The organism is Agromyces sp. CCNWLW213, assembly GCF_037199545.1.
Taxonomy (GTDB): domain Bacteria; phylum Actinomycetota; class Actinomycetes; order Actinomycetales; family Microbacteriaceae; genus Agromyces.
Window position 1 is genome coordinate 256,328 of record NZ_JBBBDX010000004.1, and the last position, 13,226, is coordinate 269,553.

Consider the following 13,226-nt stretch of genomic DNA (forward strand, 5'->3'; position numbering starts at 1 on the left):
GCGCGCTCAGGACGGGATCAGGTCGGGCAGGGTCCAGGTCTTCTCGCGCAGCGCCGGAGTCGGCTGGTAGAACCGGAACAGCACCTCGAAGTCCGCGCCGGCCCGCGTCGGAATCCAGTTGACGTCTCCGTCGTCGGGTCGCTCGGGACCGAACGTGAGGGTGACCGAGCCGTCACCGTCGGTCCGCAGCCCGGGAGTTCCGGATGAGCGGCTGGACCACGGGGTGTCGCGAATGAGGGTGTGGGTCTCGCGGTCGTAGGCGGTCGCCGACCAGAACGCCTCGACGGGCGGGTCGGCCGGAACCGTGAGCGTGTACCGCCGGCCGCCGTCGAGCGGGTTCCCGGGCGCGTCCGAGATCGACATGAGGTAGAACTGGCCGGTGCCGAGGTGCCGCGCCGAGAAGAACCCGAAGTGGAACGGCACGGCTCGCGCGTCGATCGGGTAGGCGTCCGGACCGGAGAAGCCGTCCGCGGTCGCGCGGAGGTACGCGGGCTCGATGGGGACGGCCCATCGGGCGCCGTCCGCGAACGGGACGTTGAGCTCGCGGTACCTCGCATCGAGCCATTCGTGCGCTTCGCCGGCCGCCTCGTCGAGGAGGCCGGCCAGGCGCTCGTCGGGCTCGAACGCGTGGCCCTTGCGAATGCCGATGCTGCTGAGATGGTCGATCATCACGCGATCCCGTTCGAGCCACGGTTCCCGCTGCACGACCTCGTCCAGCACCTCGAAGAACCGACGGTCGTACGGGATGGCCGAGTCGAAGAGCTGCCCGTGCAGGTCGACGAACACGGTCTCGGGCGGGTCGCCGGCGGCGCTCAGGGGGTGGAGCCGGATCTGCTTCGCGTACGCGACCGCAGTGGCCACGTCGTCATCGCTCGCCGAGCGGAGCAGCGCGCGGAGCAACGCATACACCTCGAACGTGTCGGACGGCATCGGGATGTACCCGTCGGGGACCCCGTCGGAGTACCCCGGCGGAAGGATCAGGTACCTGCCGCCCCGGCCCTCGTCGACTCCGGCCGGGCCGACGTCCTCGATCGGCGCCTGCCAGGCGTTCATCACGGAGCCGTTGACAGCGCCGCCGTCGGCGGGCGGGATCTCGAGCACCATCGGGCCGGTCGTGGTGGTGTCGATGAACGGCATGAGGTAGACGACATCCGGGTTCGGGGTCAGCGTCTGGTTGCGCCAGTCGAACAGCCGCGACCAGTACGCGATCTTGGTTCGGGGCGGCGCCGAGCGCCTCGGCAGCGCGCGCCATCAGACGGTAGTTCACGTACGGGATGCCCCAGAGCGCCGCTTCGATCGCTCGGCGCAATTGGGCCTTCTGCCATGCTCCAGCCATGCGGCGATCGTAGCCATGGCGGCCGCACGGCGAAACGTCCCGAGCCGCGGGTCGCGTCCCGTCCCGCCGTGGCCGCACCGGCACGGCGATGCGAAGCGGGACCTTCGTCCCGGGACCTCCGCGGCGGCGCGTGTTTCGCTGGCAGCCGGCGAAGGGGGCAGCATGGCCGACGCAGACCCGAGGCTCGGCGACGCGGATGCCCCACCGCCGTCGGCCGGGGACGTGCTCGTGATCTTCGGCATCACCGGCGACCTGGCCCGTGTCATGACGTTCCGGTCGCTGTACCGGCTGGAGCGTCGGGGCCTGCTCGACGCGCGCGTCATCGGCGTGGCGGCCGACGATTGGACCGTCGCGCAACTCGTCGAGCGCGCACGCACCTCGATCGTGTCAGCGGGCGAAGCACTCGACGACGAGGTGTTCGCGCGCCTCTGCCGCCGGCTCTCGTACGTCTGCGGCGACTTCACGGACCCCGGCACCTACGCACGCGTCGCCGCGGAGATCGGCGCGGCCCGGATGCCGGTCTGCTACCTCGAGATCCCGCCGGGTCTCTTCGGTCGGGTGGTGCGCGGGCTCGCCGAGGCGGGCATCGTCGCACGAGGCCGACGCGGACGCGTCGTCGTCGAGAAGCCGTTCGGACACGACCTCCCCTCGGCGCGAGCGCTCGCCGCGGAGCTGCACGGCTCGGTCGACGAGGCGCAGCTGTACCGGATCGACCACTACCTCGGCAAGATGGGCCTCGACGAGATCCTCTACCTCCGGTTCGCGAACACCATGCTCGAGCCGGTCTGGAACCGCAACTACGTGGACAGTGTGCACATCACCATGGCGGAGGACTTCGGCATCGAGGGCCGGGGATCCTTCTACGACCCGGTCGGCGCGCTCCGCGACGTGGTCGTCAACCACCTGATGCAGGTCGTCGCCGCCGTGGCGATGGAGGCGCCGTCGCGCGGCGATCCCGGGACGATCCTCGACATGCAGACCGCGGTGTTCCGTGCGATGCCCGCGGCGGAGCCGCGTCATCTCGTCCGCGGCCAGGTCGAGGGGTACCGGGCGGTGCCGGGCGTGGCGCCGGACTCCACCACCGAGACGTACTGCGCGCTCCGCCTCGAGATCGAGAACTGGCGCTGGTCGGGGGTGCCGTTCTTCATCCGCACCGGCAAGCTGCTTCCGGTGACGGCGACCGAGGTGCGCCTGGTCTTCGCGCACTCGCCGGGGCTCGGCTTCGGCCTCCGGACGCCGGAGACCGAACCGGACCAACTCGTCATCCGGCTCGATCCGTCGACGGGCCTGCGCATCGTGCTCAACGCACAGCGTGCGGATGCCGCGCTCCCCGGTTCGATCGAGCTCGACATGACGTTCGCGGAGAAGGGCGGTGAGGGGCCGACCCCGTACGAGGTGCTGCTGCTCGCCGCCCTCGAGGGCCGGAGTGCGCGCTTCGGTCGGCAGGACACCATCGAGGAGGCGTGGCGCGTCATGCAGCCGCTGATCGACGAGCCCAGCCCGGTCCGCCCGTACGCGCCGGGATCATGGGGTCCGGCTGAAGCGGACGCGCTCGCGGCGGAGTACGGCGGGTGGCGCCTGCCCTGGGTGTGACGCCGAACCGGCCTCGCCTCGATGTCCGGCTGCGCGATGGCGACCGCCAGCCGAGTCGGTCGACCTGAAGGGGCGGGACTTTCGTCAGGTCCGCCGGGGCGGCCATCCGATTCGATGGTGCGGAAAGGCCGCCAGATCCCGCCCGGTGGGCGCCGGTGGCTCATGACCGCGGCGAGGGCAGGGGTGCGGATGTCGGAGACGAAGTCGGCGAAGCGGATGACGGTGACCCAGGCGACGTTCATCGGCGTCGGGTCCATGGTCGGCGCGGGCATTTTCGCGCTGCTCGGGTCGGCCGGCGCCGTGGCCGGCGCGGCGGTGTGGCTCTCGTTCCTCATCGCGGGGGTGATCGCCGCGTTGCAGGGGTACTCGTTCGCGAAGCTGGGGTCCACGTACCCGTCGGGCGGCGGGCTGCTCACCTATCTGTCCAAGGGGTTCGGCGAGGGGCACGTGACCGCGATCGGCGCGTGGCTGTTCTACACGGCGGGGTCCATCGTGACGGCGATGGTGGCGGCGTCGTTCGGCGGCTACGTGAGCACCGCCTTCACGGGCGACGATCCGACGTGGGCGACGGTCTTCGCCATCCTGCTCGTCGTGGTGATGACCGGGCTGAACGCGATCGGGTCGCAGGCCGTCGCGCGCGTGCAGTCGGTGATCGTGAAGATCGTGCTCGTGATCCTGTCGGTGTTCGCGGTCGTGACGATCGCGAACCTGGATCCGGCCTTGCTCGCCCCGGCGCAGTACCCGGGGGTGCAGCAGATCATCGCGAGCGTCGCGCTGACCTTCTTCGCATTCCTCGGGTTCGGCGTCATCACGTTCACGGCTCGCGACCTGCCGGATCCGAAGCGGCAGCTGCCTCGAGCGATGTACCTCGCGATCGCGATCGCGACGACGATCTACGTCGCCGTCTCGCTCGGCGTCTTCGGCACCCTGACCGCCGATCAGGTCGTCGAGTACGGCGAGACCGCGATCGCGGAGGCGGCCAAGCCCGTCCTCGGCGACCTCGGATACTCGCTGATCGTCGTCACCGCGATCTTCTCGACGATGGGGGCGGTGAACGCCGGCCTCTACCCGTCGGTCGGCATGACGCAGCACCTGGCGACGGTCGGCCTGTTCCCGACGGCGTTCTCCCGCTCGATCGGCCGGGTGCCCGTCGGTCTCGTGGTGATGGCGGCGCTCACCATCGTCCAGCTGCTGCTGCTCGACCTGAACGCGATCGCGTCGCTGGGCAGCGCGGTCGCGCTCATCGTGTTCTCGGCGGTCACCATCGCGCACTTCCGCGTCTATCGCGAGACCGGCGCACGTCTCATCGTCCTGATCATCGCGCTCATCACGACGGTGGTGACCTTCGTCGTGTTCTGCACGACCACCCTCGTCGAGCAGCCGCGGACCGCGATCGCCCTGCTGGCGATCATCGGGCTCGCGGTGCTGCTCGACCAGCTGTGGACCCGCGTCCGCCGACGGCGCGAGCGCGCATCGGCGTGAGGGGACGCAGTACGTCGATCGATCCAGGCGGGCTGCTCGGGAGGCGATGGACTCGTTCGCGAGCGACGTGGCGTCAGTCGTCGGCGGATCGAGGACCGTCGGATGGCGGGGCGCCCCGGACCTGCGCCCGGACCGCCCTGGCCACGTTGCCGTGGATGTTCTCGGCGCCGATGCGCCGCAGGACCCCGTCGCGGTCGAGCGTCGCGCGGACGGCTCGCTTGAGGCGGGCGAGGCGGAGCGTGATGCCGGAGTCCCGGGCGAGGGTGACCACGTCGTTCATCTTCGCGGCGCCCTGGGAATCCATGAAGTTGATCCCGGCGCAGTCGAGCACCACTCCCGTGAGGCCGGACGTGGAGTGGATGATCTCGCGCACGCGGTCCTCGAGCGCGTCGGCCGTGGCGAAGAACAGCCCTCCGTCCATCCGGATCACCGCGACGCCCGGGGTCGGCTCGCCATCCGGGAACTCGCTGATGTCCCGGAAGACCTCGGTGCCGGGCTCCCGGGCGAGCGTCGGGATATTGGGGTGGGTGGCCACCCAGATGAGCCAGAGGAGCGACAGGCCGATGCCGATCATGACCCCCGCGAGCACGCCGAATGCGAGGGTGCCGAGGATGGCGGCGACCGCGACCCAGAAGTCGAACGGCTGCACGCGGGCGAGCCGGCGCATCTCGGGGATGTTGATCATGCCCAGGACCACGGCCTCGATGATGAGCGCGGCGAGCACGGGCTTGGGCAGCGCCGAGAACAGGGGTGCGAGGACGAGCAGCGTCAGCAGCACGGTGACGCCGGACGTGAGCGACGCCAATCCGGTGCGCGCACCCGAGTGGTCGTTCAGCGAGCTCGCCGAGAGGCTCGTCGAGACGGGCATGCCCTGGAACAGCCCGGCTCCGGCGTTCGCCAGTCCCTGCGCGACCGACTCCTGGTCGATGTCGACCTGGTAGCGGTGCTTCGCCGCGAACGCCCGCGCGTCGCCGGCGGTCTGCGAGAAGCCGATCAGCACGAGCGCGACGGCCGCGATCGCCGTGGTCGACGCGTTCTCCCACATCAGCCCGAGATCCGGTACCGCGAACGCCGGCAGCCCCCGCGGCACGTCGCCCACCAGTGCCACGCCGAGGTCGCCCAGATCCAACAGGGCGGAGGCCAGCAGCCCGCCGACCACGAGCACGAGTGCGCCGGGAAGACGAGGCGCGATCCGTCGGATCCCGAAGACGACGACGAGCGACACGACGCCGACGACCAGGGTCGTCCGATGGGTGTCCTCCAAGGACCCGAACCAGCTCCAGAGCTCCTGGAACGAGTTGGCACCGCCGGCCTCGGTTCCCGTGAGCTTCGGAAGCTCGGAGATGACCACGTCGATGGCCGCCCCGAAGAGGAATCCGGTGACGACGGCACGCGAGAGGAACTGCGCGATCCATCCCATCTTGAACAGGAAGAGGATGAGGAAGAGCACCCCGGACGCCAACGTGATCCCGGCGACGAACGAGGCGACGTCGGCCTGGTCGGTCAGCCCCGTGACCAGCACCGCGCTCGCCGCGACGGCGGCCAGCGCCGAGCTCGGGCCCATCGAGATCTGGCGACTGGTCCCGAAGATCGCATAGAGGATGGCGGCAGCCGCTGCCGCGTACAGGCCGTTCTCCAGCGGGATCCCGGCGATGCCGGCGTAGCCGAGGTTCTTGGGCACGATGAGCGCCGCGACCGTCACCCCGGCGATCAGGTCGCCGCGCAGCCACCGTCGATCGTAGGTGCGGACCCAGGCCAGCATCGGGACCAGGTCGGCGGCACGACGCTTCCGGCTCACGGCGTTCGGCTTCTTCTCGACATCCGGCCCCGCCCTTCCGCCTGCGTGGGACGCGCGCTCCGACGTGCCCCGAGACCCGACGTTCCGCGGCCGAGCGGGCGACATCCTCCCACCGACGGGCCGGCGCTGAACGGGACCCAAGTCCCTCGGGGCGCCGCCGGCGCTCGGTCACGGCGAATGGGAGGGCGATGCGGAGGCGCGGTCCGCACGGGTCTCGAGGGCTGCGGAGGGGTCGGTCGCGGCGTCAGCCGGCGCCATCCACCACTCCGCGGCGTTCGCGGTCGCCGAGTCGGCGGCGAAGCCGGCGCACCTCCGCTTCGAGCTCATCCACGTACGCCAGCAGGTGGACCTCGGCGGACAGCGCGCGCCGCGAGAGCTCGGCGATCTCGGACGCCCGCGCGCCCGCGTCATCCGGCCTGCTCGTCCGTCGCTGATCGCCGTTCCGCGATCCGCCCGACGACTCGCCCTCGACGGGTGCATCGCCGTTCCCCATACGGTCCATGCTTTCCCCTCGCGATCGCGGGCTCCTGCACTCGAAGGATATGGGGGACGGGAAACGGAGTCGAGTCCTCCATCTAGGGGACACCCCGCCCGGCCGCGCGCCCACAGGTCGGACTGCCGCGCCGACGCTCAGCCCCGCAGCCGCTGGTGGCGTCGCCCCACGTGACGGCGCGAGCGCTGCGATCGGATGATCAGTTCCTCTCGTCCGTCGACCCGGCTGCGTCCGATGCGGTGTCGTCTCGGCGGCGGGTCGTGATGTCGGGATGCCGCCCCGCCGTCTCGAACCACGAGAGTGCCGCGTCGACCATCCGCTCCGGTCGTTCCAGATGGGGGAAGTGACCGACGTCGGGCCAGAGCTCGCGGCGGTAGCGGCCGGAGAAGTACTGTTCCTGCCCCTGCGACATCCGCGGGGAGATGCACCGGTCGTCGCGGCCCGCGACGAACAGGGTGGGCGCCTCGATCCGAGCGTCGCCGATCGTGAAGCCGCCGCCGCGGTACATGGCGACGGGAGCGGGCATGCTCCGGGCGATGGTGCGCTTGACCCTGGCGCGGTGCACGGCATCGGGCACCCGACCCGGCGACCATCGATCCCACAGCCGGTCGAGGTAGGCGAAGTCGTCGCGAGCGACCGCCCGGTCGGCGCGGGACCCGAGCTGGAAGGAGACGATGTACCGGCTGAACCAGAGCTGGCGGAGGTCCCGTCGCCCGTTCTTCCGGATCGCGTCGGGGTGTGCGCCCGAGACCAGCACCGAGGACCGGAATCGGTGAGGGTGCCGAGCGAGGGCGGCGAAGGCGAGCTGCGCCCCGTAGTCGTGTGCGACGAGATGGATCGGCTCGCCGAGCGAGACGGCGTCGGCGACCGCCGCGAGGTCGTCGGCCATGCCGTCGAGCGTGAAGGGGCCATCGGTGACGGACGGCGCGTACCCGCGGAGGTACATCGAGGCCACCGTGTGCCCGTGCGCGGCGAGGCCGGATGCCAGGCCGTCGAACGTCGAGGCGTCGTCGGGGAAGCCGTGCACGCAGAGCACGGTGGCGGGCGCCCCGCCGGCACCCGGATCCGGCGGGGGAGCGGTGCGGATGCCGAACCGGCCGCGCGGGGTCATGATGACGGTCTCCGTGAGGCTCACGGCGCGACCTCCCCGCCGGCTTCCTGCTCGACCGCTCCGGTCGGCGTCGGCCCCGAGGCCGTCGAACCCGTCGACCGTCCCGGTGCGATCGCCGCGCAGGCGACGCCGGCGACGGCGAGGAGCACGGCGCCCACCCACAGAGCGGCGCTGAAGCCGGCGGCGAACGCCTCCCGTGCGGCGTCGGCGACGGCGGCGCCGGCCGGCCCGAACGCCTCGGCGGCGCCGATGGCGGCGGCCGCCCCGGAATCGACGATCTCGCGCGCCGCCGCGGGCAGGGAGGCGATGGACGGCGCGATGTCGTCGCGGTAGACGTCGAGCAGGATGCTCGAGAGGATCGCGATGCCGAGGACGCCGCCGACCTCGCGGGTGATGTCGTTGACCGCGCTCGCGATCGACCGGCGTTCGGCGGGGAGGCCTTCGATGATGAGCTCGGTGCCCGGCGTGATGCCCATGCCGAAGCCGACGCCGTAGACGACCAGGCCCGCGGCGAGCACCCAGATCGTGGCATCCGCTGCCTCGGTGAGCCCCCACGCGCAGGTGGCGAAGCCGGCGCCCATGAGCAGCAGGCCGAGCGAGCCGGGTGCCCGTTGCCCGAATCGCTTCGCGAGAGCGACGGATGCCCCGATGCCCGCCCCCACGCCGATGGGCAGGACGAGCAGGGCGAGCGCCGCGCCCAGCGGGGTGAACTCCTCGACGAGCTGGAGGTACTGCGGTGCGAGCACGAACAGGCCGAGCGAGGCGAAGAACTGCACCGTGACGATCAGCGACCCTGCGGCGAGCCCGCGGTTCCGGAACAGCCGGACGTCGAGCGACGGCGTGCGCGCCCGCAGCTGATGGACGATGAACCCGATCAGCCCGACGACGCCGAGCGCCATCGTGCCGATGGTGAGCGGGTCGTCCCACCCGCGCTGGGGGCCTTCGATGATCGCGAAGACGATGCCGCCGAGCGCGAGGATCGACCACACCGCGGCGGGCAGGTCGGCCGACAACGACCGGTCGCGTCGCTGCGCCACGAGCACGAGCGCCGGGACGATGAGCAGCACCGCGACGCCGCCGAACAGCAGCTGGACGCTTCCCCACCAGAACGCCTCGAGCAGCACGCCCGCGACGATGGTGCCCGCCACGGCTCCGGCCGAGCTCACGCCCGACCACACCGCGATCGCGAACGTGCGCCGCTCGGGCGGGTACGCGTCGACCAACGCCGAGAGGGTGACCGGGAAGATCGCCGCGGCGCCGATGCCGGAGATCCCACGGAGCGCGATGAGCCAGCCGGGGTCGGGTGCGAACGCCGAGGCGACGGATGCCGCGCCGAAGACGGCCAACCCGACCACGAGCACCGATCGACGGCCGAGCTTGTCGGCGGCGAGGCCCGCCGTGAGCAGCAGCGCGGCGAAGGTCACGGCGTAGGCGTCGATGATCCACGTCAGCTCGCTCTGATCGGCCCCCAGGTCGTCGGCGATGTCGGGCAAGGCGATGGCGAGCGCCGAGTTGCCCGCGACCACGAGGGCGAGCGCCGCGCACAGCGTGATGAGGATGGCGCGCAGTGCGCCATCGGTCAGCGAGTTCGGGTCGGCTCCGCCCCGATCGGTGCCGGCCTTCCTGCGCCCGGTGAGTTCTTCCATGGTGGCCCTCCCTCAGAATCGCTCCGATACGGAGTGTTTCCGATACCGAGTGAAATGTCAAGTACACTGAGCACATGGACCTGGAAGCGGCCGAGCGCCTCGAGCGCTCCCGCGTCGACGCCGACGCGCTCTCCTGGCTGCTGCGCATGAACCACCTCACCGCCGAAGAGGTCGATCGCGCCCTCGGCACGCGGATGGGACTCCGGCCGCTCGACTACGAGGCGATGGGCGCCATCCTCGACAGCGAGTCGTCGCCGCTCGGGCCGGTCGAGCTCGGCCACCGTCTCGGGATCAGCACGGGGTCTGCGACCGAGCTCGTCGATCGGCTCGAGCGAGCCGGTCACGTCGTGCGCGAACGCAGCGCACAGGACCGCCGGCGCGTGCTCGTGACGCCGCATCCGAACACCGTCCGCCGCGTCATCGGCGAGCTCTCGCCGTTGCTCGCCGACCTCGACGACCTCGCGACGAGCTTCACCGCGGAGGAACAGGACGTCATCGGCCGGTACCTGCGTGCGGCGACCGAGGTCATCGCCCGGCATGCCGAACGGATGGCGTCCGACGCGCCCGGTGAGAACTCGGATGCTCGGGCCTCGAATTGACGGTACGGCCGGCGAGGGCGGCTCCGCGCAGCCTCACCGCAGAGCACGCCCTCACCGTCAGGGCGTTCCCGGCGGCCGACCGTCCGGCTCGCTCGGGATGCGCTGCGTCGTCAGCGGCGCTGGCGGAGGCTCGTCAGCAGCACCCCGCCGAGGATCGCCGCGACACCGCCGGCGACCAGCGGTGCGGTGGGAGCGGCTCCGTCCACCAGGACACCTCCGATCACCGCGCCGACGGCGACGGCGAGATTGGCCATCGTCACGATGACGCCGCCGATCTGCTCGAGGCGGTTCGGCTCGACCCGAGCGCCCCAGCTGAGCGCGGTCGTCGGGATACCGCCGAAGCCGAAGCCCCAGAGGACTGCGGCGATGAAGAGGCCGACCGTCGTGCTTCCGGCCAGGAGCATCACCAGCATCCCGATCCCCAGTACCGTCGGGAACAGGAGCACGCCCATCCGCGGTGCGCGGTCGGCGAGGGGTCCGGCGAAGGCCGTGCCGAGGAAGTTGGCGACACCGAACGCGAGCAGCAGCAGTGCGAAGCCGCCCGGATCGATGTCCGACAGCGCCTCGACCGCTGGGCGGATATAGGTGAATCCGCCGAAGTGACCGCTGAAGATCAGCAGGGTCGCGAGCAGGCCCGCGAGGACCAGGCCCGAGCGGAGCACCGATCCGAGTGCCCGCAACCCACTCCCTGCGGTTGGCGTCACGCGCGGGAGGGACGCAGCCTGCACGCTCAGCGCGAGCAGCGCCAGGCCGGCCGCGAGCACGAAGACCCCACGCCATCCCCAGACCTCGCCCAACCACGCCCCGAGCGGGACTGCCGCAACCGTGGCCAGCGCGACGCCGGAGTTGATGACCGTGAGCGCCCGCCCGACGTGGTCGGCGTGCACGAGGTGCGCGGCCATCGCGGTCGCCATCGCCCAGAACCCGCCCAGGGCGACGCCGAGCAGGAGTCGCGCCGCGAGCAGGATCCAGAGGTCGGGGGCGAATGCCACGATCAGGTTGGAGACGACGGCGAGCAACGTGAGGACGATCATCACACGTCGGCGATCGGCGTGCGGCACGACCACTGAGATGAAGAGCGCCGAGAGCGCGGCTGCGAACGCCGTGACGCTCACCGCCTGCCCCGCTGCGCCTTCCAGCACGCCGAGGTCGCCGGCGATGCGTGGGAGCAGGCTCGCGGGCATGAACTCGGACATGACGATGGCGAAGATCCCGAGGCCGAGGGAGACGACACCCGCCCAGGATCCGTGCGTGGGTGCGTTCGGCGTGGCTGTTGTTCGAATCGTGTCTGTCAAGAATCATCCTTGGGTCGTGGTTTTCGAGATCGGCCGCGTTCGGAATGCGACCGCGTGATGAGCAACGCGACGCTCGGCGCACTGATGTCACCGCCCCAGGGTCCCCTTCAGCCGGAGTCGTGACGGGACCCCCTCTCCTCGGCCGCGCCGGCCGAGGGTGAGGAATTCGCCGCCCGTCCGCGTCGTTTCACGACGGCATGCACCCGCAATCGCCCCAGTCAGGCCCCGCGACCGCCGGTGGCATCCCACGTGCCCCTGGTGATCGCTTCGATGCGACACACGCCGGCGTCGTGAACGAGACGACGAACCCCCTTGGTGCCTATCTGCGGGCACGCCGCGACCAGGTGACGCCCCGGCAAGCCGGTATCCCCGATGGAGGGGTGCGCCGTGTGCCGGGGTTGCGGCGAGAGGAAGTCGCCATGCTCGCCGGTATCAGCGCCGACTACTACCTGCGGTTGGAGCGTGGCCGCGATCGGCACCCCTCCGTGCAGGTACTGGAGTCGATCGGTCGCGTGCTGCACCTCGACGACGACCACATGGCGCACCTGATGTCGCTGGTCGCAGAGGTTCCCCGGCAGCGCACACGCCGGTTCCGGAAGGAGATCGTGCCGTCAGGCGCACTCAAGCTCTTGGACACGCTCGACCAACCCGCGTACATCGAGGGACGATACTTCGACGTCCTGGCCTCGAACAGGCTCGCCGAGGCGCTCTCTCCCCGTTTCGCCGTCGGACGCAACCAACTGCGGGACATGTTCCTCGACCGGGCCGAGCAGGAATTGCAGCCGGACTGGGACGACGTGACCGAGTGCTTCATTGCGAGCCTGCGGCAGGTCGTGGGCACCGACATCGACGACCCTCGCTTCATCGAGCTGACCGGAACGCTCGCTCTTGCCAGCCCTCGATTCCGCCAGCTCTGGGCGCGCCATGAAGTGAGACGCCAATGGGGCACGCGGATCCGGTTCAACCATCCTGAAGTCGGGGAGATGACGCTCAACCGTGACCGGCTGAGCATCGGCGGCGCCGAGGACCTGATGCTCGTCGTCTACCACGCGGATGCCGGTACCGCCGATGCGGAGAAGCTCGCCCTTCTGGCATCAGCGACGCTTCCCACCCGAGGCGCCGCAGACGTACTGCCTGATCGACCCGCAATCGAGGAGAGCAGCACATGACGACCATCGGGATCCTCGGCGCCGGTCAGGCAGGAAGCACGCTGGCGCGAGTCGCCATCGCGGCAGGCTACGACGTCGTGATCGCGAACTCGCGCGGGCCCGAGACGTTGAGTCGTCTGGTCGGCGATCTGGGTCCTCGCGCGCGCGCCGCGTATGCAGCGGATGCCGCAGCCGCGGCCGACTTCGCGGTGACGGCATTCCCCTACACCCCCGACGATGAGCTTCCCGTCGAAGAACTCGCGGGGAAGGTGGTCATCGACCCCAACAACTACATGGCGTGGCGGGATGGGAACCTCCCCGAGGTCGACTCCGGCCTCACGACGATTCACGAGCTGCGCCAGGAACAGCTCCCCACCTCGAAGGTCGTGAAGGCCTTCACGCACATCCAGTTCCACGAGCGCTTCCAGATCCGTGTCCCGAGCGACACGCTGCCCGCCGTGTCGAGGCTCGCCAGGCCAGCGGGCGCGCCCGACCGCACGGCGCTGGTCGTCTCGAGCAACCACCCGGAGGCCGTCGACCTGGTCACCCGGTTCTACGACGATCTCGGCTTCGACGCCGTCGACAACAGCCCGTTGAGCGAATCCTGGCGCAGCGCTCCCGGTACGCCGATGTGGCGCCATCACGTCGACGGACAGGGCCGCGAAGACCTCATCCGAAACCTGCAGCGCGCACGACCCGTCATCCTCTGAGCCTCGAGGGGAGTG

Annotated in this window: 11 protein-coding genes; 5 read left to right on the plus strand and 6 right to left on the minus strand. The window is 70.8% G+C overall.

Translation table 11 applies throughout. The features are described from left to right. Positions 1–6: 6 nt before the first annotated feature. A complete protein-coding gene (locus WBQ80_RS10610; protein WP_336571573.1) occupies positions 7–1,242 on the minus strand; it encodes a DUF1254 domain-containing protein in 1,236 nt (411 codons plus the stop codon). Between the two features lie 256 nt (positions 1,243–1,498). On the opposite strand from WBQ80_RS10610, the gene zwf reads away from it, so the two are divergent. Beyond that, positions 1,499–2,929 carry a glucose-6-phosphate dehydrogenase gene (zwf, locus tag WBQ80_RS10615; RefSeq protein WP_336571507.1) on the plus strand — a complete coding sequence of 477 codons (1,431 nt, stop codon included), beginning with the start codon at positions 1,499–1,501 and terminating at the stop codon, positions 2,927–2,929. 189 nt (positions 2,930–3,118) lie between these two features. Then, entirely contained in the window at positions 3,119–4,411 is a 1,293-nt protein-coding gene (locus tag WBQ80_RS10620) for an APC family permease (RefSeq protein WP_336571508.1), read from the plus strand. A 73-nt stretch (positions 4,412–4,484) separates the two neighbouring features. Here WBQ80_RS10620 and WBQ80_RS10625 read toward each other — a convergent pair whose 3' ends face one another. From WBQ80_RS10625 to WBQ80_RS10640, 4 genes are all read right to left on the minus strand, one after another. Next, positions 4,485–6,209: a SulP family inorganic anion transporter gene (locus WBQ80_RS10625; protein WP_336571509.1), complete on the minus strand. Its 1,725-nt coding sequence runs from the start codon at positions 6,207–6,209 to the stop codon at positions 4,485–4,487. Between the two features lie 244 nt (positions 6,210–6,453). Next, positions 6,454–6,702: a hypothetical protein gene (locus tag WBQ80_RS10630; RefSeq protein WP_336571510.1), complete on the minus strand. Its 249-nt coding sequence runs from the start codon at positions 6,700–6,702 to the stop codon at positions 6,454–6,456. 199 nt (positions 6,703–6,901) lie between these two features. Continuing rightward, positions 6,902–7,837, minus strand: a complete 936-nt coding sequence (locus WBQ80_RS10635) for an alpha/beta fold hydrolase (protein ID WP_336571511.1) — start codon at positions 7,835–7,837, stop codon at positions 6,902–6,904. Beyond that, positions 7,834–9,459, minus strand: coding sequence for an MFS transporter (locus WBQ80_RS10640; protein ID WP_336571512.1), 1,626 nt, complete (start codon positions 9,457–9,459; stop codon positions 7,834–7,836). Before WBQ80_RS10640 ends, WBQ80_RS10635 begins: the two co-directional genes overlap by 4 nt. A 74-nt stretch (positions 9,460–9,533) precedes the next feature. Here WBQ80_RS10640 and WBQ80_RS10645 point away from each other — a divergent pair, with 74 nt between their 5' ends. After that, positions 9,534–10,058 carry a MarR family winged helix-turn-helix transcriptional regulator gene (locus WBQ80_RS10645; RefSeq protein ID WP_336571513.1) on the plus strand — a complete coding sequence of 175 codons (525 nt, stop codon included), beginning with the start codon at positions 9,534–9,536 and terminating at the stop codon, positions 10,056–10,058. 110 nt (positions 10,059–10,168) lie between these two features. Here WBQ80_RS10645 and WBQ80_RS10650 read toward each other — a convergent pair whose 3' ends face one another. Next, positions 10,169–11,353, minus strand: coding sequence for an MFS transporter (locus tag WBQ80_RS10650; protein ID WP_336571514.1), 1,185 nt, complete (start codon positions 11,351–11,353; stop codon positions 10,169–10,171). A 290-nt stretch (positions 11,354–11,643) separates the two neighbouring features. Between WBQ80_RS10650 and WBQ80_RS10655 the strand changes: the two genes are divergently transcribed. Continuing rightward, positions 11,644–12,522, plus strand: coding sequence for a helix-turn-helix transcriptional regulator (locus tag WBQ80_RS10655; RefSeq protein WP_336571515.1), 879 nt, complete (start codon positions 11,644–11,646; stop codon positions 12,520–12,522). After that, on the plus strand, positions 12,519–13,211 hold the full coding sequence (locus tag WBQ80_RS10660; RefSeq protein ID WP_336571516.1) for an NADPH-dependent F420 reductase: 693 nt from the start codon (positions 12,519–12,521) through the stop codon (positions 13,209–13,211). The genes WBQ80_RS10655 and WBQ80_RS10660 overlap by 4 nt, the downstream gene beginning before the upstream one ends. The last annotated feature ends 15 nt before the right edge of the window (positions 13,212–13,226 follow it).

Bases quoted from the DNA above. Each gene is read 5' to 3' on its own strand.
- zwf (WP_336571507.1), top strand. From the start codon at position 1,499: ATGGCCGACGCAGACCCGAGGCTCGGCGACGCGGATGCCCCACCGCCG.
- WBQ80_RS10620 (WP_336571508.1), top strand. From the start codon at position 3,119: ATGTCGGAGACGAAGTCGGCGAAGCGGATGACGGTGACCCAGGCGACG.
- WBQ80_RS10630 (WP_336571510.1), bottom strand. From the start codon at position 6,702: ATGGGGAACGGCGATGCACCCGTCGAGGGCGAGTCGTCGGGCGGATCG.
- WBQ80_RS10640 (WP_336571512.1), bottom strand. From the start codon at position 9,459: ATGGAAGAACTCACCGGGCGCAGGAAGGCCGGCACCGATCGGGGCGGA.
- WBQ80_RS10645 (WP_336571513.1), top strand. From the start codon at position 9,534: ATGGACCTGGAAGCGGCCGAGCGCCTCGAGCGCTCCCGCGTCGACGCC.
- WBQ80_RS10660 (WP_336571516.1), top strand. From the start codon at position 12,519: ATGACGACCATCGGGATCCTCGGCGCCGGTCAGGCAGGAAGCACGCTG.